We start from the raw sequence: 21,061 nt of genomic DNA, 5'->3' as shown, positions 1-21,061 counted from the left end.
AAGGCCACAAATTCCCGAAAACCTGCGTTTCTGACCGCTTGCAGGCCCCAGTTTGCGCCCTTATATACGCCTCGACGCGCGATGGTGTAGTGCTGTCGCGCACATCAGATCGGGGCCGGGATGCCGTAACGGGTTCAGGCCTCGGGACATCGCCTTAAATTGAAAGGGATCAAAATTATGGGAAAAGTAATCGGGATTGACCTCGGAACCACCAACTCGTGCGTGGCCATCATGGATGGCTCGCAGCCGAAGGTCATCGAAAACGCCGAAGGGGCGCGGACCACGCCCTCGATCGTCGCCTTCACCGAAGATGAGCGTCTGGTCGGTCAGCCTGCAAAACGCCAGGCGGTCACCAACCCCGACAACACCATCTTTGGCGTCAAGCGTCTGATCGGTCGTCGCGTGGATGATGCAGAAGTCGAAAAAGACAAGAAAATGGTGCCGTACGCCATCGTTGATGGCGGCAATGGCGACGCGTGGGTTGAAGCCCGCGGTGAAAAGTACTCCCCAAGCCAGATATCGGCCTTCACTCTGGGTAAGATGAAGGAAACCGCCGAGAGCTATCTGGGTGAGGAAGTCACGCAGGCGGTTATCACCGTTCCGGCATATTTCAACGACGCCCAGCGTCAGGCCACCAAAGACGCCGGTAAAATCGCCGGTTTGGAAGTGCTGCGGATCATCAACGAACCGACAGCGGCTGCGCTGGCCTATGGTCTGGACAAAGAAGAAACCCAAACCATCGCGGTTTATGACCTTGGTGGTGGTACCTTCGACGTGACCATTCTGGAAATCGACGATGGCCTGTTCGAGGTCAAATCGACCAACGGTGACACCTTCCTTGGTGGTGAAGACTTTGACATGCGCATCGTCAACTACCTGGCGGATGAGTTCAAAAAAGAACACGGCGTCGATCTGTCTGCTGACAAGATGGCCCTGCAGCGTCTGAAAGAAGCCGCTGAGAAAGCCAAGATCGAACTCAGCTCGACCTCGCAGACCGAAATCAACCAGCCGTTCATCTCGATGGGTTCGAACGGTCAGCCGCTGCACATGGTAATGAAATTGACCCGTGCCAAGCTGGAATCGCTGGTTGCGGACCTGATTAAGAAGTCGATGAAGCCGTGCCAGGCAGCCCTGAAGGACGCGGGCCTGTCGGCTGCTGATGTGGACGAGGTTGTTCTGGTCGGTGGTATGACCCGGATGCCGAAAGTGATCGAAGAGGTCACCAAATTCTTCGGCAAAGAGCCCCACAAGGGCGTGAACCCGGACGAAGTTGTCGCAATGGGCGCCGCCATTCAGGCCGGTGTTCTGCAGGGTGACGTGAAGGACGTGGTACTGCTGGACGTGACCCCGCTGTCGCTGGGCATCGAAACCCTGGGTGGCGTGTTCACCCGCCTGATCGACCGCAACACCACGATCCCGACCAAAAAGTCTCAGGTCTTCTCGACCGCCGAGGACAACCAGAACGCCGTAACCATCCGCGTGTTCCAGGGTGAGCGTGAAATGGCTGCGGACAACAAGATCCTGGGTCAGTTCAACCTCGAAGATATCCCGCCCGCACCGCGCGGTATGCCTCAGATCGAGGTGACTTTTGACATCGACGCCAACGGCATTGTCTCGGTTTCGGCCAAAGACAAAGGCACCGGCAAAGAGCAGAAGATCACCATCCAAGCCTCGGGCGGTCTATCCGACGAGGACATCGAAAAGATGGTCAAGGACGCAGAAGAGAACGCGGAAGCAGACAAGGAACGCCGCGAGCTGGTCGACGCCAAGAACCAGGCGGAAAGCCTCATCCACTCGACCGAAAAGTCGATGGAAGAGCATGCCGACAAGGTTGACCCGACCACCATCGAAGCCATCGAGCTGGCGATTGCCGCGCTGAAGGACGAGCTGGAAACCGAGAATGCCGACAAGATCAAATCCGGCATCCAGAACGTCACCGAAGCCGCCATGAAGCTGGGCGAAGCCATCTACAAGGCGCAAGCCGAAGAGGGTGAAGATGCGCCGGCGGCAGCCGATGAGGCACCCGGAGACGACGATATTGTCGACGCCGAGTTCGAAGATCTGGACGACGACAAGCGTAACTAACGGGTAACCGGGCCAATTCGGGCCGGTCCGGTTGCCGGGCCGGCCCGATTACGTTGAGGCAGAAGGAAGAACTGATGTCCAAACGCGACTATTACGAAGTGCTCGGCGTGTCCAAGGGCGCTTCGGCGGATGAGATCAAGAAAGGTTTTCGCAAGAAAGCCAAAGAACTGCATCCCGATCGCAACAAGGACAATCCTGATGCCGAAGCGCAGTTCAAAGAGGCCAACGAAGCCTATGATGTGCTGCGCGATGGCGACAAAAAGGCGGCCTATGACCGCTTTGGCCACGCTGCGTTTGAAAACGGTATGGGTGGCGGAGGTCGTCCCGGTGGCGGTTTTGGCGGCCAGGGCGATTTCTCCAGCGCGTTCTCAGACGTTTTCGACGACTTGTTCGGCGACTTCATGGGCGGCCAACGTGGCGGCGGCGGTGGACGTCGTGCAGCCCGCGGATCGGACCTGCGCTATAACCTTCGGGTTTCGCTGGAAGAGGCTTATGCGGGTCTGCAGAAAACTATTAATGTACCGACCGCCGTGGCCTGCTCTTCATGTGAGGGTACTGGGGCTGAGGGTGGGGTAGAACCCACCACCTGTCCAACCTGTTCCGGTATGGGCAAGGTGCGCGCGCAACAGGGCTTCTTCACCGTTGAACGCACTTGTCCGACCTGTTCCGGTTTGGGTCAGATCATCAAGAATCCCTGTAAATCGTGTGGCGGTGCTGGTCGTGTTGAAAAAGATCGCGCGCTATCGGTGAACATTCCAGCGGGCGTTGAAACCGGTACCCGCATCCGTCTGGCCGGTGAAGGCGAGGCTGGCATGCGCGGTGGTCCTCCGGGCGACCTCTATATCTTTGTCGAGGTTTCGGATCATAAACTGTTCGAGCGTGACAGCGTGAACCTATATTGTCGCGTTCCGGTCAGTATGGGTAAAGCGGCGCTGGGTGGCTCGATCGAAGTTCCTACAATTGATGGTGGTCGCGGCCGCGTTCAGATTCCGGCAGGCAGCCAATCCGGGCGTCAGATGCGTTTGCGCGGCAAAGGCATGCCCGCGTTGCGTGGTGGTGGTATCGGCGACATGTTCATCGAACTGGCCGTGGAAACTCCGGTCAATCTGACCAGCCGCCAGAAAGAGCTGCTGCGTGAGTTTGACGATTTGGGTGAAGACAATCACCCGGAATCGAAAAGCTTTTTCTCTTCTGTGAAGTCCTTCTGGGATGGCATGAAGGGTTAAACCGGTTAAGCAGGGGGGCTCTGCCCCCATCGCCCTTTGGGCGACTCCCCCGAGATATTTATGGCCAGATGAAGCGGGGGACCCGTGTGTTGTCGATCCGACGGGCAGGGATAAGGCGCGTTAACTTTTCGGAAACCGATTCTGCGTCAGAGTGGGGTTATGACCCAAGACGCCTTTGCCGAAGCCCCCATGCTGTTCGATACGGATGAAGCACCGGCGCAGCCGCTGCCCGTTGGTCGGTTACCCTCCTACATCAAAGACCATCGCAAGCGGCTGCGCGAAAGGTTCATGTCTGGCGGATCAGCAGCGATGCCGGATTATGAACTGCTGGAGCTGGCTTTGTTCCGATCCATCCCGCGTCAGGACGTGAAACCGCTGGCGCGTGCACTGATGGATGCGTTTGGTGATTTTAACCGTGTTTTGACAGCATCCGAGGAACGGTTACGCCAGATCAAAGGCGTTGGGGACACGGTGATTACCGATCTGAAAATTCTTGAGGCTTGCGCTCATCGGATGGCGCGAGCGCGGGTGATTCAGCGGCATGTGATTTCGGGCTGGGATGCGCTGCTGGATTATTGCCACACGACGATGGCCCATCGCGAAACCGAGCAGTTTCGGGTGTTTTATCTGGACCGGAAGAATGTTCTGATCGCAGATGAAGAGCAGGCGAAGGGCACAGTGGATCACGTACCGGTTTATCCGCGTGAGGTGGCGAAACGCGCGCTGGAGCTGAATGCGTCAGCGTTGATATTGGTGCACAACCATCCCTCAGGTGACCCGACGCCTTCACAATCTGACATCGACATGACCAACCGGATTCAGGATGCTTGCACGGCGCTGGGGCTGACCTTGCACGATCATTTGATTATCGGCAAATCGACAGAATTGAGCTTTCGCGCACAAGGATATTTTTGACCGCTATCGAATCCAGACTTCGACCCGACGGTTCACCTTGCGGCCCCATTCGGTGTCATCGCAGGCCATAGGCATCGCTTCGCCAAAGCCCTCAACCGCGATCTCGAGACTCGCAGGAATACTAGTTTCGATGGCCGCCAGCACCGCGTTACGAACGGTTTTGGCCCGTTGCAGAGCAATGCGCGTGTTGGATGTGGCAGCCCCGTCGCCATCGCTAAACCCTACAAAAGTCACCTGTCGCGCATCCAGCCTACCGCTTTCCAACACCTGCGCCAGGTGCAGGATATTAGAGCGGGATTGCGCATCGGGTCGCGACGAGCCGGGCTCGAAGCGAAAGGACAAAGATAACCGGGACAGAGGGCGGAGGGTTTCGATCATGCGCTGTAGTTCTTCCAGTCCAACTTCGGTTCCGCCGGTGCTGACGGCATTGACCAGCCGCTCGCCTTGTAACGCCATACCGATGGTCTCGGGTGATTGATCTACAAATCCGACTTGCCGGATCACCATTTGTGCAACGCCACTTTGGGTGTAGGCCAGAAATTGCCGGGCGAGCCGCGGCAATCTTCTTTGCGGCAGGTAGATAAACATCGGTGCGGTGAGCGGGTAGTCCTCGGTCTTTACTGATTGCCTCGTCGCCGAGAGGGTATGACCGCAGCCACCGGTCAGTGGCAGCGCTCGCGCTTCGCCCGTCTCAGCAAGGCTGGCGATACCAATTGCGAAAGGATCGCCTGAGATCGCGCGAACAAGATCGCTGTTGCGAGCATGGAATGTAACGTCTGCTGAGATCGGCGCATCGACCGGTGCCAGCAACAGATCCTCTATGGCCTGTGTCAGGCCAGATCCGGCTTTCGGCAGGTATAGCGAAATGGGCGCATCGGGACCGCCAAGATCGGACCAGTTTGTATTTTGTCCCGTGAAGATTTTGGCTAAGTCTGCGGGGGATATCTGACGTATGGGATTGTCGTCAGATACAATCGGAACAATCGCATCCAGTGCCAAGACCCTCGACCGGCGTGCCTGAGTCAGATCACCCAATCCAGCGTCGCGGTTCAACTTAGTCTCGTCCGGCCGAATCTCGCGTTGGGCAAGAACGATATCCGCCGCGCCCTTTGCAAGATCGGCAAACCCCTGAGAGGTGCCGGTCACGGAGAAGGTAAACCTGGCCAAAGGTGCAAAGCGGTCAGGATGATGCAATGTATACTCACGTTGGGTTACGGCAGTCTCGGAAACAGATACCGACAGACCTTCTTGTACGGCAAAACCCTGCACGAGTGCCGGCATCAAAGTTTCTGCCATTACGGATGAACCTGAAAATCGCACTTCAGCGACAAAATCGGTCAGATTGGGGCAGGCTGGTCCATCACATGTTACACCCGAGCCATCGATCGTCAGTTCGCCAAACTGCGTATCGACGCGGTAAAACTCACCATCATACCCAAGCAATGTGCCGACGACTTCGACCTTGCCGTCGTATGAGGTCAGAGTGATGTCTTGCGCGGAGGCTCCCTGTGCCAAGGACAAGGACAAAAGCGCGACAAATGCCGCACGAAGGATTTTCATTTTGGACCGTTGAATTGCCTGCTGCCTATTTGGCAGCGATTGTCAGGTCTGTGAACAGATTATTCAACACCAGAAAATCACCAGCCGTTTCGCAACCCGGCATATCCAATGTCAGATCGCGGGATCTCAGGCGTTGATCCGCGCGCCATTCCAGCGATTGCACGTTCAGAGGTTTGCCGCAATTGGCCTCGGTGACCTCAGTTTCGACTGATAGGGTGATCGAACCCGTCTCGGTCGCGGATTGTATTGGGAAGGAATAGACTTCAATATTGCGTGCAATGTCAGAGCCGCCCTGTCCAAGATGGATCACCGAACCTTCACCGCCGGCCTCAGAGCCAGTCCATACGTGGCCTTTTTCTCCGTAGCCTGCGCCGAATTCCAATGCGTGCAACTGCAGCTCTGTCTTACCCTGCCATTGTAGGGCGATCCGGTTGAAGTCGTTGATCTCTGGCACATGCGTTGTTGCAACTGTACCTTTGCCGTCGGGCAGAGAGATCAGGAATATGGCGTATTCGGACAGCGCCGGAACAGTCAGGTTCAAGCCACCAAGCGCATCGGTTTCGGTGCTGAATACCAGCCCGTTGTGATGAACTTCGATGGTTGCATTTGCATGGCACGGGGCCTTGACTTGTAACCGTGCATTCGCACCGGGTACAGCCAAAGCGCGCGCGCTTAGATCACAGTTGGATGGCAAACGGCTTTGTTCGGGAGCTGGAAGCGAGGATTTTGGTTGAATCTCATTGTGCGCTTCGGTGGGGGAGGAAGAAGTCAGAACCACGCTTTGCAACCCGGCAAGGTCCGCGCCCTGCTCAGAGATCGACGCGACACGCGCGCCGCTTGGTTCAGCGCTGGGTTGCTGCGCTGATCCGCTTTGCATCAGATATCCGATGGCCAGGGCGCAGGCAACAGTTCCGCCCGTGGTCACATAGTTCTTTATTACAAACAAGACACCCTCCCCAGTTGAAGGAGCGACTCGTAACTTGCCTCTGAATCAAGGCCAATATGTGGCCTTGAGGCGGACACATTGTGTTTGAAAGTGGATGACGTTAGGTCAATCTACCGTGGCAATGTTTGAACTTTTTGCCTGAACCACAGGGGCAGGGATCATTGCGCGACGGATTTCCCCAGGTTGTAGGGTCATCTTCGACAAAGCCTGGGCGGGCATCGCCCGAAGCTTGCGCCTCTGCCACTGCTTCGGCCTGTCCCGCCGCCTTATCCACTGCCTGCTGGGCCTGGGCCTGCTGCGCGGCCATCTGTGCCAGCATTTCCTTCTGTTCCTCTTCGCTGAGCGGGCGAACGCGCGACAATTGCTGGGTCACGGTTTCACGCAACGAATCAAGCATCCCTTCGAACAACTGGAAGCTTTCGTTCTTGTATTCGTTCAGCGGGTCACGCTGGGCATAGCCTCGGAAAGCCACTACCGAGCGCAAATGTTCCAGCGTCAGAAGATGTTCGCGCCATTTGCCGTCGATGGTTTGCAGCAGGACCTGCTTTTCGATGTTACGCATATTCTCGGGGCCGAAGGCGACGGCTTTCTGTGCCATCATTTCATCGGCTGCCTTGATCAGGCGTTCGCGGATCTGTTCGTCATCCACTCCCTCTTCGGCGGCCCAGTCCTGAACCGGTGCATCAATGGTAAGTTTGTCCTTGACGGCCTCATGCAGCCCTTCGGTATCCCATTGATCGGCATAGGTTTTCGGCGGCATGTATTCGTCGATCATATCGTCGATAACCTGCTCGCGCATATCCGAAACCACATCTGACAGATCGTCCGCTGACATGATCTCGCGTCGCTGGCTGAACACCACCTTACGCTGGTCATTCATCACGTCGTCAAACTTCAGAACGTTCTTGCGCATGTCGAAGTTGCGACCTTCGACCTTGGACTGCGCCCGTTCAAGCGATTTGTTCACCCAAGGGTGAATGATCGCCTCGCCCTCTTTCATGCCCAGCGTGGTCAGGACCTTGTCCAGACGTTCCGAACCGAAGATGCGCATCAGGTCATCTTCGAGGCTGAGGTAAAACACCGTGCGGCCCGGGTCACCCTGACGTCCCGATCGTCCGCGCAGCTGGTTGTCGATCCGGCGGCTTTCATGGCGTTCGGACGCCATCACGTAAAGACCGCCAGCCTCTAGCACCTTTTCCTTTTCTTCCGCGTGCTTGGCTTCTTCTGCCGCACGCAACTCGGCCGGGTCAGCCTCGGGGTTTTCGGCCAGCGCCTGAAGCACCTTCATCTCGACATTGCCGCCCAGCTGAATATCGGTGCCGCGGCCCGCCATGTTGGTGGCGATGGTCACCGCGCCCAGACGGCCAGCATCGGCCACAATCTGGGCTTCCTGTTCATGCTGGCGGGCGTTCAGAACGTTGTGTTCGATTCCCTCTTTATCCAGCATCTGGCTGATCACTTCGGACTTTTCGATCGACGTGGTGCCGACCAGGACCGGTTGACCTTTTTCACCGGCCTTTTTGACCTGTTCGATGATGGCGCCGTATTTCTCACCCGTGGTGCGATAAACTTGATCGTCCTTGTCCTCACGCGCAATCGGCTTGTTAGTCGGAACCTCGACCACGCCCAGACCATAGATTTCCTGAAATTCCTCGGCCTCGGTTAGCGCGGTGCCGGTCATGCCCGACAGCTTGTCGTAAAGGCGGAAATAGTTCTGGAAGGTCACGCTGGCCAGCGTCACGTTCTCGGGCTGAATCTGCACGCCTTCCTTGGCTTCGATGGCCTGATGCAGGCCTTCAGACAGGCGACGACCCGGCATCATCCGACCGGTGAATTCGTCGATCAGCACGACATTCCCATCCCGGACGATATAGTCCTTGTCGCGTTGGAACAGTTTATGCGCGCGCAGGCCCTGATTGACGTGATGCACCACAGTGGTGCTTTCAGGGTCGTACAGCGAATGCCCTTCGGGCAGCAGACCCGCCGAAAGCAGTTGCTGCTCGAGAAACTCGTTGCCTTCATCGGTGAAGGTCACGTTGCGGCTTTTTTCATCCAGAGAATAATGATCGTCCTGCAATGTCGGGATCACCGCATCGATGGCAGTATACAGATCCGACCGGTCCTGCGCAGGCCCCGAGATGATCAGCGGGGTCCGAGCCTCGTCGATCAGGATCGAATCCACTTCGTCCACAATCGCGAAATTGTGGTGTTTCTGATAAACCTGCTCCAGATCTGCCTTCATATTGTCGCGCAGATAGTCGAAGCCGAGCTCGTTGTTAGTGGCATACGTGATGTCGCAGTTATACGCGGCCATTTTCTCGGCATCGGGCTGACCTGTCCAGATCACGCCTGTGGTCATGCCCACGGACGCGAACACCTTGCCCATCCATTCCGAGTCGCGCTTGGCCAGGTATTCGTTCACTGTAACCACATGCACGCCCTTGCCGGTCAGGGCGTTCAAATAGGCGGGGAGTGTGGCGACCAGAGTCTTTCCCTCACCCGTCTTCATTTCCGAGATATTGCCCTGATGCAGGAAGATACCCCCCATCAACTGCACGTCAAAGGCGCGAAGACCCAGCGCGCGCTTGGCCCCTTCGCGGACATTGGCAAAGGCCTCAGGCAGCAGGTCATCCAGATTTTCACCGTCCAGCGCCCGTTTGCGCAGCTCAGCGGTCTTATCGATCAGGCCTTCGTCGGTCAGTTTCTCGAACTCGGGCTCCATCGCGTTGATCTTTTCGATCAGGGGGCGGGTCGCCTTGATCTTGCGGTCGTTCGGTGTTCCGAACACCTTTTTGGCGAGCGTTCCGAGTCCCAGCATGTTCACTCCAGCGGATCTGTTCTTATCGTGGTTGCGACAGGCTTGCCCACCTTGCGCGCAACCCATAGATACGGGGGGTGAAAGGCGGCCCTGTCCAAGGCTTCAAAGCGATGTAAGCGGCAGGTTCTAAAGTGTCAACGCTGCGCCCTGTCGCGGCAAAGAAATAGGATGATTCCATGCCCAAAGGCCTCACTTTTCTGCCATCGCTGGCGCTTGCTGCCGTGATGGCCCTGCCGTTGGCCGCCGAAACCAAGCCCGATGCCTCGACCGTCGTGGCGCGCGTGAATGGTGATGAGATCACATTGGGTCACGTCATCGCCACCGCGTCTGCTCTGCCCGCGCAGTATCAGCAGTTGGAAGACGACGTTCTTTATGACTTCATCCTTGAACAACTGGTCCAGCAACACCTGTTGGGTCAGCAACAGGATGCTCTGAACCCTCTGAACGCATTGCGTCTGGAAAACGAAACGCGGTCCCTGCGTGCGGTACAGACTGTTGAGGCGATCACCGCTGCCGAGGTTACGGATGAAGCAATCCAGGCCGCCTATGATGCGCAGTTTGCCGAATTTGAGGGTGAGGACGAATTCAACGCCAGCCATATTCTGGTTGAAAGTGAAGACGAAGCCAAAGCCATCAAGGCCCAGTTGGACGAGGGCGCGGATTTCGCCGAATTGGCGAAAGAGAAGTCCACCGGCCCCTCGGGACCCAATGGCGGTTCGCTGGGATGGTTCGGTAAAGGTCAGATGGTGCCCGAGTTCGAAAACGCGGTTGTAGCTTTGGAAAAAGGCAGTGTTTCGGAACCCGTCCAGACGCAATTCGGATGGCATTTGGTTGCTCTGAATGACAAACGCAAAACGCAGGCCCCGGAACTGGCCGTCGTGCGTGATGAACTGGCCCAAACCATCCGGCAGGACGCGATCCAAGCCAAGGTCGACGAGTTGACCCAGCAGGCAACGATCGAACGTCCAGCGCTGGAAGGGGTTGGACCCGAGGTCATGCGCCAGATCGAGCTGCTGCAGGAGTAACGCGCGTGGCGACGATCACCAAGGTATCACCATTGGCCCCAGAGGCCTTTCCTGAATTGCCTGCCATCGACGGCGTACGTTTTGCCACGGTTGAGGCGGGCGTCCGCTATCAGGGCCGCACTGACGTAATGATGGCGGTGCTGGATCCGGGCACATCGGTGGCTGGGGTTTTCACCCGTTCAGCCACGCGCGCGGCGCCAGTTCTGGACTGTCAGGACAAGATCGGCGGGCCGTATGATGGGCCTGCGGCAATCCTGGTGAATTCGGGCAATGCCAACGCCTTTACCGGTCATTATGGACAAACCTCGGTGGCCGAGGTGACGCAAGCCGTCGCCAAAGCCACCGGCGTTGCGGTGGAGCGGGTCTTCACCTCTTCCACCGGAGTCATCGGCGAGCCGCTACCCCATGACCGCATCGTCGCCCAGCTTGAGGTCTTGAAATCCGGCCTCAATCGGCACGCCATCGAAGACGCGGCGCGGGCGATCATGACCACGGATACCTTCCCAAAAGGGGCATCCGCGCAGGTTGAGATCGATGACAAAACAGTCTCTATCGCGGGGATTGCGAAGGGCTCCGGCATGATCGCGCCTGATATGGCGACGATGCTGGTCTATATCTTCACCGACGCCCATGTCGAACAATCCGCTCTGCAAGCGATGTTGGGCGCACAGACAGACCGGACCTTCAACTGCATAACCGTCGACAGCGATACCTCGACCTCTGACAGCATGCTTCTGTGTGCGACCGGAGCCTCGGGCGTTGATGCCACGGGGAATGACGCGTTTGCGCAGGCACTTGAAACTGTGATGCTGGACCTTGCGCAGCAAGTGGTGCGCGACGGGGAGGGGGCCACAAAATTCGTAGAAATTCGTGTGACCGGAGCTGCAACGGACGCTGACGCCAAAATCCATGGGCTGGCCATTGCCAACTCGCCTCTGGTCAAAACCGCCATTGCAGGCGAAGACCCGAACTGGGGTCGTATCGTCATGGCCATCGGTAAATCCGGCGCTGCTGCTGACCGCGACCTTCTGAGCATTTCTTTCGGCGACATCCTTGTCGCCGAAAAAGGCTGGGTTAGTCCCGATTACCGCGAGGAAGACGCCGCTGCTTACATGAAAGGCCAAGACCTCGTGATCGCAGTCGATCTGGGATTGGGTGAAGGTAAATCCACCGTTTGGACTTGCGACCTGACCCACGGCTATATCGAGATCAACGCGGATTACCGTTCATGAAAACAATCTTAGTGTCTGCGGTGGCTCTGATCGACATCGAGGGCCGCGTCCTGCTGGCCCAACGCCCCGAAGGCAAATCTATGGCCGGTCTTTGGGAATTCCCAGGGGGCAAAATCGAACCCGGCGAAACCCCTGAGGCTGCGCTGATCCGCGAATTGCACGAGGAGCTGGGCATCGACACCTGGGCGTCGTGCCTCGCGCCCCTGACTTTCGCCAGCCACAGCTATGACGATTTCCACCTGCTGATGCCGCTGTTTGCCTGTCGCAAATGGGAAGGCATCCCGCAATCGAAGGAAAGGCAGGCGCTAAAGTGGGTACGCGCGAATGATCTGAGAAATTACTCGATGCCTGCGGCGGATGTTCCGTTGATCCCGATTTTGCGGGATTGGCTGTAGGCACAGGGTGAGAGCCATTTTTCCAGAGGGCTACAGGGGCTCACCTCTCAAGTTTGTTCAACTGCGTTGAAAAATCCGAGCTGCTTTCATCAGTGGCTCGACATACACGCCGTATAGGGTCCGATAGTCTTCAGTTTCCGGTCCGATGCCAAACTGTAAATCTTCCCGGCCTTTGGGGACATAGAGCGTACCGCCCATCCGGTCCCAAACCGCCAATCCACCGCCCATGTTTTTGTCCCAATGTTTGGGGTCGCTCGAATGATGGATCTGGTGCATGGCCGGTGATATCAACCATTTCTCGATACGTGGCCCATAGCTGACCCAGATGGGACTGTGGCGCAAAACACCACCGATGAGGTTGGACCCGAAGAATATGACATTTGCGCCACCGATCTGATAGGCGGTCAGATGATCACCAAACAGACCTATGAAGACACCATTCACGATAGCCGCCGCACCTACTGCTCCGAAACCGAAAAATACCGCATCGAATGGATGGTGCCGCTCGGCGGTTGCAAAGTTCAGATGCTCTGCCGAGTGATGTATCTTGTGGAATTCCCAAAGAAACGGAACCTTGTGCTGTAGATAGTGCATCCACCAGCGCATAAAATCATTCACGACATACAGCGTGACGGTCAGCGCGACGGCGACCCAAACCGAGCCACCCTCGCTTTGAAGGTCTGCACCCAAAGACCGGATACCATCAGCGACGACAGGGGTCAGTTTCCAGAGTGTGTTGACGATCCAATCGAGGGCAAACACAAAGATGATCGGATTGAGAAGAAGGATTACATAATCAATGAAGGCCGAGCGGGAGCCCCAGACTTCTTTCTTGAAGAAAACCGAATGAAATCTGCGGTCATCTCCTCCCAATCGATGGGCGACGATTGCGATGCTCATACCACACAGGACATACACCCAAAAATGCCGCAGGTTTGCGTTATCCGCAAAGCCCGAAATTTTGGATATGGCTATCTGAGCAAGTTCTGAAAAGTCCATTCCGCGGTGCCTGTAACAAATTCACTGCATAACTGCATAGATGTAATCTCACTTAATACCGGCGGAAATGTGGCGCAGCCCTCCCCTTCTTCAGCTGTTCGGAGTGCTTTATCTAAATTCGATACACCAAAGGGCTTGGCCTGAGCAGATTTGGTCGGATCCCGGATCTCGACATGCCGACACGGTGCCCTGTTACAATTCGTAAGAATTGAGAAAACATCAGGCAAAACTTGACGCTGATCTTTTCCGCGTCCCTTATCGGGGCATCGGCGCCCGGGGCGTGTTCCCGGCTTGTCGTTTCCGGCCCGAGGAGGGGTCGGATGGGGAGGAGAGAAAGATTGGCTCAGACGCAGTCGGGCGCTGGTGGGATGCAGTCCCTTCCGGCGCTGTTACACCGCAATGTGACCCAGTTCGGGGATGCCCCGGCTTACCGCGAAAAGGAATTCGGGATCTGGCAATGCTGGTCCTGGGCCGAAACCGCCAAAGAAATCCGCGCCATTGCATTGGGTTTTCTGGAGATTGGCGTCGAAAAAGGCGATCATATTGCTGTCATAGGCCGTAATCGCCCGGCGCATTATTGGTCGATGGTCGCGGCACAGATGGTGGGCGCGATCCCAGTGCCGCTTTACCAAGACGCTGTTGCCGAAGAGATGACCTATGTGATGGAGCATTGCGGCGCAAAATATGTCGTCTGCGGTGATCAGGAGCAGGTTGATAAGGTCATTGAAATTCAGGAAAAAGTGCATCAGATCAAGCACATTCTGTATACCGATAAACGCGGGATGCGGAAATACGACCACAGCCAGATGAACGCGCTTGAAGACATTATGGCCGAGGGTAGTGCCGGCCACGCGCGGTTTGATGCGGAACTCGACAAGCGCATCGCCGAGATCACCTATGACGACACCTGCGTGATGCTCTACACCAGCGGAACGACGGGCAAGCCCAAGGGAGTGGTGCTGTCGAACCGGAATGTGATCGAAAGCGCCAAGAACTCGGCGGACTTCGATCATCTGACCCGGAACGAGGACATCCTGTCTTATCTGCCGATGGCCTGGGTGGGCGATTTCATCTTCTCCATCGGTCAGGCCTATTGGTGCGGCTTCTGTGTGAACTGCCCCGAAAGCGCCGACACGATGATGACCGACCTTCGCGAGATCGGGCCGACCTATTTCTTTGCACCGCCGCGCGTGTTCGAAACCCAGCTGACCAATGTGATGATCCGGATGGAGGATGCAGGCAAGCTGAAGCAGCGCATGTTCCATCATTTCATGGCCCATGCCAAAAAGGTTGGCGGGTTGCTGTTGGACGGCAAGCCTGTGGGCTTTGGCGACAAATTGAAATACGCGCTGGGCAACCTGCTGGTTTATGGCCCGCTCAAGGATACGTTGGGTTATGGCCGCTTTCGGGTGGGCTACACAGCGGGTGAGGCAATTGGGCCGGAAATCTTTGATTTCTATCGCTCTTTGGGCATAAACTTGAAACAACTCTATGGCCAGACCGAAGCAACTGTGTTCATCACCGTGCAGCCGGATGGTGAGGTGCGTGCCGATACGGTTGGTGTGCCCGCGCCAGATGTCGAGCTGAAGATCGATGACAGCGGCGAGATCCACTATCGCTCGCCCGGTGTGTTTGTTGAGTACTACAACAATCCGGACTCCACGGCTTCAACCAAAGATGCCGAGGGCTGGGTTGCGACCGGTGATGCCGGGTTCATCGAAGAAAGCTCGGGCCATTTGCGGATCATCGATCGCGCCAAGGATGTTGGCAAAATGGCCGACGGATCGATGTTCGCGCCGAAATATGTTGAGAACAAGCTGAAGTTCTATCCTGACATTCTCGAAGTCGTGCTGTTTGGCAATGGCAAGGATCGTTGTGTCGCCTTCATCAATATCGATCTGACCGCGGTTGGAAACTGGGCCGAACGCAACAACGTGGCATATGCGTCCTATCAGGAATTGGCAGGCCATCCCCGTGTGTTAGAGACGATTCGCGGCCATGTGGAAGCGGTGAACAAGTCGGTTGCGGCGGACGAAATGCTGTCGGGCTGTCAGGTGCATCGCTTTGTGGTTCTGCACAAGGAACTGGATGCCGACGATGGAGAAATGACCCGAACGCGCAAGGTGCGCCGTGGCTTTGTCGAGGAGAAGTTCCACGACATCATCGCTGCGCTTTATGACGGGTCTGGCCAAGTGTCGACCACCACCGAGGTGACCTATGAAGATGGTCGCAAGGGTTCGATTTCTGCGACGTTGGAGATTGTCGATGCACCGGTTGTGCCGGTCGTGCAGCACAAGGTGGCGGCGGAATGAGGGGGCTGACGTGCGCCGCTCGACCTGCGGTCATCGCCCCGCCCGCCGTCCCGTTTTTGTGTCAGGGAGGTTCTGATGCTGGATAACTCCGAAGGATATGTCGCCGAAGACGGCCGCAAGATCGGCGGTGTGGTGATGGAGATGAAGAACATCACCCTGCGCTTTGGCGGTGTGGTGGCGATCAAGGATATCTCGTTCGACATTCGCGAAGGCGAAATTCGCGCGATCATTGGACCGAACGGGGCGGGTAAGTCCTCGATGCTGAATGTGATCTCGGGCTTCTATGTCCCGCAAGAGGGCGAGGTCTGGTTCCACGGGTCCAAGCGCCCGCCGATGCGGCCCTTCGAGGTGGCGCAACAAGGCATTGCGCGGACGTTTCAAAACATTGCCCTTTTCGAGGGCATGAGCGTTCTCGACAACGTGATGACCGGACGTCTTGGCTTTATGAAGACCAACATCCTGCAGCAGGCCTTATGGAAGGGTAAGGCCGAGGCGGAAGAGACCGAGAACCGAGAAGCGGTCGAGAAGATCATCGATTTCCTCGAAATTCAGCACATCCGCAAGACGCCTGTCTCGCGCTTGCCTTACGGGTTGAAGAAACGCGTTGAACTGGCACGTGCGCTGGCGGCGGAACCTAAGCTGCTGCTGCTGGATGAACCGATGGCCGGGATGAATGTCGAAGAGAAAGAGGACATGAGCCGCTTTATCCTCGACGTGAATGACGAGTTCGGCACCACCATCGCCCTGATCGAGCATGACATGGGCGTGGTGATGGACCTGAGCGACCGGGTGGTCGTGATGGATTACGGCAAGAAGATCGGTGACGGCACGCCGGATGAGGTGCGCAACAATCAGGAAGTCATCGACGCCTATCTGGGGGTCAGTCATGACTGACGCTCGGGCAGAATTGGGGAGGGGCTGGCATGCCTGAACAACTCGTATTTGCGATGGAGGTCATCCTTAACGGTCTGATGGCCGGGGTGCTGTATGCGCTGGTCGCGCTAGGCTTTGTTCTGATCTACAAGGCGTCGGGGATTTTCAATTACGCGCAGGGGGTTATGGCCTTGTTCGCGGCGATGACGCTAGTCGGAATCATGAATGGGCAGGTACCTTTTGCGCATCTGATCAACGCCATCTTTGGCACGCATGTTCATTACTTTGGTTGGAACGTCCCCGCGCTGCTGGCGATCATTCTGACCATGGCGGTGATGGTGCTGCTGGCCTGGGCCGTGCAGCGGTTCGTGATGCGCCATCTGGTTGGGCAGGAACCGATCATCCTGTTCATGGCGACCATCGGCCTGGCCTATTTCCTTGAAGGCGTGGCGGACTTGATGTGGGGGTCTGAAATCAAGACGCTGGATGTGGGTCTGCCGCAGGGCATCAACCTGTGGATTGATGAAACCACCTTTAACATCTTCGACTATGGCTTCTTCATCGACAATCTGGACATCGTGGCGACGATCATCGCGGCGCTGCTGGTGGCGGCCTTGGTCGCGTTCAGCCAATACACCAAACAGGGCCGGGCAATGCGCGCCGTGGCGGATGATCATCAGGCCGCGCTGTCGGTCGGGATTTCGCTGAATTTCATCTGGGTGATGGTCTGGTCGGTGGCCGGGTTCGTGGCCCTGGTCGCAGGGATCATGTGGGGCACCAAATCGGGCGTTCAGTTCTCACTGTCACTCATCGCACTCAAGGCGCTGCCGGTGCTGATGCTGGGCGGGTTCACGTCGATCCCCGGAGCAATCGTCGGTGGGTTGATTATCGGTGTTGGCGAAAAACTGTTCGAGTTTGCCATCGGCCCGTTGGTCGGTGGTGCGACCGAGAACTGGTTTGCCTATGTACTGGCGCTGATCTTTCTGGTGTTCCGGCCACAGGGCCTGTTCGGCGAGAAGATCATTGAGAGAGTGTAGGGGATGACCAAGCTGATCGCCATCGTCAACGTGATTGCATGGGCCGGGTTCTGGGCCTTTGGCTACATCGCTCTGACGTCCAGTGATCTAAGTGAAGGCCAGCTTGTGATCGCTGTGCTTCTGGCTTTTGCCGGACTTGTTATGGGTGTTCTCGCCTACATGAAGCTGGTGCGCGCCTCTGAGGCGACCGGATACGCCAAGGGCTCCAATCAACTGGACGCCGCAGCCCGCAATCGGGCGCAGGAAGAATGGGGAAAGTAAGATATGTTCTATCGTGAGGCCGGAGACTTCAAAACCTCCTACATAGCGGACAGCCAGACTTTCCCGATCAAGTTTGACCGGTACCGGTACTACGTAGTGCTGGCAGTGGCGTTCGGAGTCATTCCGTTCATTATCAACGACTATTGGGCCAACGCACTGCTGCTGCCCTTCCTAATCTACGCCATCGCAGCGATAGGGCTGAACATTTTGGTGGGGTATTGCGGGCAGGTCTCGCTGGGAACAGGTGGTTTCATGGCTGTGGGGGCCTATGCTTGCTACAAGCTGATGACGGCGTTTCCGGATGTCAGCATGTTCATCCATGTTCTGTTGGCTGGCGGTATCACAGCGCTGGTGGGTGTGCTGTTTGGTCTGCCCTCTTTGCGGATCAAAGGGTTCTACCTTGCGGTGGCCACGCTAGCTGCACAGTTCTTCCTTGTATGGCTTTTCAACCGGGTTCCGTGGTTCTACAACTACTCGGCCTCTGGCCAGATCAACTCGCCCGAACGGGATGTGTTTGGCATCATCATCACCGGTCCGAACGCGCCTGCCTGGGCGACCTATCTGTTTTGCCTGATCTTTTTGACCTTCAGTGCGATCATCGCGCGTAACCTGACGCGCGGCACTACGGGTCGGACATGGATGGCGATCCGCGACATGGATATCGCAGCCGAGATCATCGGAGTGAACCCGCTCAAGGCAAAGCTTACCGCCTTTGCCGTCAGCTCGTTTTTCGTAGGCATTGCAGGCGCACTGTTCTTTGCTGTCTATCTGGGCGCGGTCGAAGTGGGTGAAGTGTTCGGTATTCAGAAATCATTCCTGGTGCTGTTCATGGTAATTATCGGCGGATTAGGGTCTATATTTGGGTCCTTCGCGGGTGCGGCATTTCTGGTTTTGCTGCCAGTTGTCCTAAAGCTGCTGGGTGTCGATCTGCTGGGTTGGCCCACCGATATCGTTGCGCACCTGAACCTCGTGATTGTGGGCGCTCTCATCATCATATTCCTTGTTCTTGAACCCCACGGGCTGGCGCAGCTTTGGCGCGTCGCGAAAGAGAAACTCAGACTCTGGCCGTTCCCGCACTAGTGGGCAGGCCCAATGAAAAGACGGGCGGCTGAAGCCCGAAACCCAACATCGGATCAACTAAGGGAGGAGACACCCGATGAAAAAGAAAATGGCTACCCTGGCGCTGGGCGCGCTGATGGCAGCAGGACCTGCGCTCGCAGATCTCGTGATCCCATCGCTCAGCTATCGTACGGGCCCATACGCTGCAGGCGGTATTCCGTTTGCTGATGGCTATGCTGACTATTTCACCCTGCTCAACGAACGAGACGGGGGTATTGGCGGTGTTCCTGTCAACGTGATCGAATGTGAGACCGGCTATAACACCGAAAAAGGTGTGGAGTGCTATGAATCAACCAAAGGCGAAGGGGCGCTGATTTATCAGCCTTTGTCGACCGGTATTACATATCAGTTGATCCCCAAAGTAACGGCGGATGACATCCCTTTGCATACAATGGGTTATGGCCGGACTTCGGCCCGCAACGGCAAGGTGTTCAGCCACGTCTTCAACTATCCCGCGAACTACTGGGACGGTGCCTCGGGCGCGATCAACTATCTGCTAGACGAAAATGGAGGCGATCTGAACGGCAAGAAAATCGCCCTGGTCTATCACAACTCAGCCTATGGCAAGGAACCGATCAGAACGTTGGAAGAGCTGTCGAAAAAGCACGGCTTTGAGCTGTCGTTGTTGCCGGTCGACCATCCAGGGCAAGAGCAAAAATCCCAGTGGCTGCAGATCCGTCGTGAAAAGCCAGACTTTGTCCTGATGTGGGGCTGGGGCGTAATGAACCAGGTCGCCATTCAGGAGGCTGCCAATATCCGCTTCCCGATGGAAAACTTCATCGGCGTTTGGTGGTCGGGCGCGCAGCATGACGTACTGCCTGCTGGCGACAAGGCGAACGGTTACAAGGCCGTAACCTTCCATGCCGTTGGTGATGACTTCCCTGTATTTGACGACATCAAGACGCATGTCGTGGATGCCGGAAAGGCCGCAGGCGCAGGCGATCAGGTTGGTACCGTTCTGTACAACCGTGGCCTCTACTCAGCGATGCTCGCCGCCGAAGCGATCAAGGACGCGCAGGAAGCAAATGGAACCGGCGATGTTACACCGGGTATGGTTCGGGACGCGATGGAGCAGCTGAACATCACCGAAGAGCGCATGGCCTCTCTGGGTATGCCGAACTTTGGTCCGACCTTCCAGGTATCGTGCGATAACCATGGCGGCCCTGGCTTGATCGGCGTCTCTCAGTGGGATGCAGGTACACAAACATGGAACCTGATCTCGGACTTCAAGCCAACCGATGGTGAGGTGATCGGTGCGCTGGTTGAAGAAGACTCGAGCGCATATGCAGCCGAAAACAACGTCGAAACACGCTGCAACTAAGGCCTGCTTCGACCATAAACTTAGGGGCGGCGGTAAGCTGCCGCCCCGATTAAACGGTCCCACGGGGCAGGCATGAGGATATGCGCTGATGCTGGATGCTGCACAAACCACTGATGTACAAGCCGAAACATTGCTTGAGGTCAACAATATCGAGGTGATCTATAATCATGTGATCCTCGTGCTGAAAGGCGTTAGCCTGACTGTGCCGAAAGGCGGTATTACTGCCCTATTGGGCGGAAACGGGGCGGGTAAGACCACGACACTTAAGGCGGTGTCGAACCTTCTGCATTCCGAACGGGGCGAGGTTACCAAAGGCTCGATCAAATATCGCGGGACCAGCGTGCATGAAAGCGATCCGGCTGTTCTGGTTGAAAAGGGCGTGATCCAGGTAATGGAAGGCCGCCACTGTTTTGAACATCTGACTGTCGAAGAAAACCTGCTGACCGGCGCCTATACACGCAAAGACGGCTCGGCTGCCATCCAGCAGGATCTGGAACTGGTTTACAATTACTTCCCACGATTGAAGGAACGCCGCCGGTCGCAGGCCGGATATACTTCGGGCGGCGAACAGCAAATGGTGGCGATGGGTCGGGCGCTGATGTCACGCCCCGAGACGATCCTGTTGGATGAACCCTCGATGGGTTTGGCCCCGCAGTTGGTCGAAGAGATTTTCGGCATTGTAAAAGACCTGAACGAGAAGGAAGGCGTGTCCTTTCTGTTGGCCGAACAGAACACAAATGTGGCTCTAAGGTTTGCCCATTACGGCTATATTCTGGAATCAGGTCGCGTTGTGATGGACGGCCCAGCTGCCGAATTGCGCGAGAATCCTGACGTTAAGGAATTCTATCTCGGCATGTCAGACGAGGGCCGAAAGAGCTTTCGCGATGTGCGCTCATACCGCCGTCGCAAGAGATGGCTGTAAGCGGGCAGAGGATAT

General features: G+C 56.6%; 17 protein-coding genes. 13 read left to right on the top strand and 4 right to left on the bottom strand.

The genetic code is table 11. The features are described 5' to 3' along the window. Positions 1–177: 177 nt before the first annotated feature. The 3 genes from dnaK to radC all read left to right on the top strand — a co-directional run bounded on the left by dnaK (position 178) and on the right by radC (position 4,226). Complete coding sequence (gene dnaK / locus G7G_RS0118465) at positions 178–2,085, top strand: molecular chaperone DnaK (RefSeq protein ID WP_010442939.1); 1,908 nt, start codon at positions 178–180, stop codon at positions 2,083–2,085. Between the two features lie 74 nt (positions 2,086–2,159). Then, a complete protein-coding gene (gene dnaJ / locus G7G_RS0118460; protein ID WP_010442938.1) occupies positions 2,160–3,311 on the top strand; it encodes a molecular chaperone DnaJ in 1,152 nt (383 codons plus the stop codon). 159 nt (positions 3,312–3,470) lie between these two features. Next, positions 3,471–4,226 carry a RadC family protein gene (gene radC, locus G7G_RS0118455; protein WP_010442937.1) on the top strand — a complete coding sequence of 252 codons (756 nt, stop codon included), beginning with the start codon at positions 3,471–3,473 and terminating at the stop codon, positions 4,224–4,226. A gap of 3 nt (positions 4,227–4,229) precedes the next feature. Here the strand turns inward: radC and G7G_RS0118450 are convergent, their stop codons facing one another. The 3 genes from G7G_RS0118450 to secA form a co-directional block, all read right to left on the bottom strand. After that, complete coding sequence (locus G7G_RS0118450; RefSeq protein ID WP_010442936.1) at positions 4,230–5,786, bottom strand: phosphate ABC transporter substrate-binding/OmpA family protein; 1,557 nt, start codon at positions 5,784–5,786, stop codon at positions 4,230–4,232. A 25-nt stretch (positions 5,787–5,811) separates the two neighbouring features. After that, positions 5,812–6,732: a hypothetical protein gene (locus G7G_RS0118445; protein ID WP_010442935.1), complete on the bottom strand. Its 921-nt coding sequence runs from the start codon at positions 6,730–6,732 to the stop codon at positions 5,812–5,814. 100 nt (positions 6,733–6,832) lie between these two features. Continuing rightward, positions 6,833–9,550 (bottom strand): preprotein translocase subunit SecA, encoded by a 2,718-nt coding sequence (gene secA, locus G7G_RS0118440; RefSeq protein ID WP_010442934.1) that lies wholly within the window; start codon positions 9,548–9,550, stop codon positions 6,833–6,835. Positions 9,551–9,726: 176 nt separating this feature from the next. Between secA and G7G_RS0118435 the strand changes: the two genes are divergently transcribed. From G7G_RS0118435 to G7G_RS0118425, 3 genes are read left to right on the top strand one after another with little or no spacing between them, the layout of a single operon-like run. Continuing rightward, positions 9,727–10,575, top strand: a complete 849-nt coding sequence (locus G7G_RS0118435; RefSeq protein WP_010442932.1) for a peptidylprolyl isomerase — start codon at positions 9,727–9,729, stop codon at positions 10,573–10,575. A gap of 5 nt (positions 10,576–10,580) precedes the next feature. Beyond that, complete coding sequence (gene argJ, locus G7G_RS0118430; protein WP_010442931.1) at positions 10,581–11,807, top strand: bifunctional glutamate N-acetyltransferase/amino-acid acetyltransferase ArgJ; 1,227 nt, start codon at positions 10,581–10,583, stop codon at positions 11,805–11,807. Continuing rightward, a complete protein-coding gene (locus G7G_RS0118425; RefSeq protein WP_010442930.1) occupies positions 11,804–12,202 on the top strand; it encodes a (deoxy)nucleoside triphosphate pyrophosphohydrolase in 399 nt (132 codons plus the stop codon). The genes argJ and G7G_RS0118425 overlap by 4 nt, the downstream gene beginning before the upstream one ends. A gap of 57 nt (positions 12,203–12,259) precedes the next feature. Here G7G_RS0118425 and G7G_RS0118420 read toward each other — a convergent pair whose 3' ends face one another. After that, on the bottom strand, positions 12,260–13,201 hold the full coding sequence (locus G7G_RS0118420; RefSeq protein ID WP_010442929.1) for a sterol desaturase family protein: 942 nt from the start codon (positions 13,199–13,201) through the stop codon (positions 12,260–12,262). Between the two features lie 368 nt (positions 13,202–13,569). On the opposite strand from G7G_RS0118420, the gene G7G_RS0118415 reads away from it, so the two are divergent. From G7G_RS0118415 to G7G_RS0118385, 7 genes are all read left to right on the top strand, one after another. Further along, entirely contained in the window at positions 13,570–15,513 is a 1,944-nt protein-coding gene (locus G7G_RS0118415) for an AMP-binding protein (protein ID WP_170780349.1), read from the top strand. A 75-nt stretch (positions 15,514–15,588) separates the two neighbouring features. Further along, positions 15,589–16,407, top strand: coding sequence for an ABC transporter ATP-binding protein (locus G7G_RS0118410; RefSeq protein WP_010442927.1), 819 nt, complete (start codon positions 15,589–15,591; stop codon positions 16,405–16,407). A gap of 29 nt (positions 16,408–16,436) precedes the next feature. Further along, positions 16,437–17,423, top strand: a complete 987-nt coding sequence (locus G7G_RS0118405) for a branched-chain amino acid ABC transporter permease (RefSeq protein WP_010442926.1) — start codon at positions 16,437–16,439, stop codon at positions 17,421–17,423. Between the two features lie 3 nt (positions 17,424–17,426). Next, positions 17,427–17,684, top strand: coding sequence for a hypothetical protein (locus tag G7G_RS0118400; protein WP_010442925.1), 258 nt, complete (start codon positions 17,427–17,429; stop codon positions 17,682–17,684). A 3-nt stretch (positions 17,685–17,687) separates the two neighbouring features. Continuing rightward, a complete protein-coding gene (locus G7G_RS0118395) occupies positions 17,688–18,764 on the top strand; it encodes a branched-chain amino acid ABC transporter permease (protein ID WP_010442924.1) in 1,077 nt (358 codons plus the stop codon). Positions 18,765–18,840: 76 nt separating this feature from the next. Continuing rightward, positions 18,841–20,124: an ABC transporter substrate-binding protein gene (locus G7G_RS0118390; protein ID WP_010442923.1), complete on the top strand. Its 1,284-nt coding sequence runs from the start codon at positions 18,841–18,843 to the stop codon at positions 20,122–20,124. A gap of 88 nt (positions 20,125–20,212) precedes the next feature. Further along, the gene (locus G7G_RS0118385; RefSeq protein ID WP_029622175.1) at positions 20,213–21,046 is read left to right on the top strand and encodes an ABC transporter ATP-binding protein; all 834 of its coding nucleotides are present in this window, start codon (positions 20,213–20,215) and stop codon (positions 21,044–21,046) included. Positions 21,047–21,061: the final 15 nt, after the last annotated feature.

The organism is Ruegeria conchae, assembly GCF_000192475.1.
Lineage (GTDB): Bacteria > Pseudomonadota > Alphaproteobacteria > Rhodobacterales > Rhodobacteraceae > Ruegeria > Ruegeria conchae.
This window is presented reverse-complemented; position numbering and strand designations above follow the sequence as displayed.